We start from the raw sequence: 1,005 nt of genomic DNA on the forward strand, positions 1-1,005 counted from the left end.
CCGCGCAGCGCCGTCAGCTCGTCGCGGCCTTCGCGCAGCGCGTTGCGCGCCTGTTCGAGCGTGCGGTCGATCAGCGGGCGGTCGGGGCAGTCCTGCGGCAGCCGGTCGCGCGCGTGCTCGAACAGCATCAACAGGGCCTGCACGGATTGCATCAGCGTGTCGTGCAAGGTGCGCGCGATGCGTTCGCGTTCGCCCGCGCGCTCCTGCAGCAGGCGGCGCAGCTGCAGCGTGACCCGGCGCAGGCGCAAACGGTACAGCAGCCATGCCGCCAGCGCGAGGAGGGCGGCGCACAGCGCCTTGAACGGCGCGCCCTGCACGAACGTGGGCGCGATCGTGACGTCGAGCGCGGCCCCCGTCGGGTTCCACACGCCGTCCTCGTTGGCGGCGCTGACGGCGAAGCGGTAGCGGCCAGGCCCCAGGCGCGTGTAATAGGCCGTGCGGCGCGGGCCGGCGTCGCGCCAGTCGTCGTCGACGCCTTCCAGTTTGTAGCGGAAGCGGACCCGCTCCGGCATCGTGAAGCTGGGGGCCGTGTAGGCGATCTGCAGGTCCCGCGTGCCTGCCGGCAGGATCAAGCCGCCCGTTGCATCGAGCGTGCGCCCGCCGGCGGTCACGCTCGTGATGTGCACGGGCGGCGCCAGCCGGTTGCGGGGCAGGCGGGCCGGGTCGATCCAGGCGGCGCCGTCGGTGCCGTACAGCCACAGGCGGCCGTCGGGCGTCTCCATCAGGCTCGGTTGCCCCGAGCGGAACTGCGCGATGCCTGGATAGCCGTCGGTCGCGTCGAACAGGTCGTAGGTGGCGATGGTGCCGGCCGGCGCCTTCAGGAACGCGCGCCACTGCGTGGCCGGGATGCGCACGAGGCCGCGGCTGCCGTTCAGCCACAGGTCGCCGTCGGCGCGCAGCAGCATGCCGGTGATGCCGGCCAGGGCCTGCGGATCGGCCAGCCGTACCGGGACGAAGCGGCCGCGGGACAGCATCGACAGACCCTTGTCGCCGGCCGCTTCGTCC

1 protein-coding gene is annotated in these 1,005 nt (G+C 73.3%); it reads right to left on the bottom strand.

All coding sequences use genetic code 11. From position 1 onward, the window contains the following. The coding region (locus ACEN88_RS32670; protein ID WP_413346416.1) for a triple tyrosine motif-containing protein at positions 1 to 974 on the bottom strand (974 nt) is incomplete at its 3' end. Between the last annotated feature and the right edge of the window lie 31 nt (positions 975 to 1,005).

Source organism: Massilia sp. CT11-108 (genome assembly GCF_047302915.1).
GTDB classification, from domain to species: domain Bacteria; phylum Pseudomonadota; class Gammaproteobacteria; order Burkholderiales; family Burkholderiaceae_D; genus Telluria; species Telluria orientalis.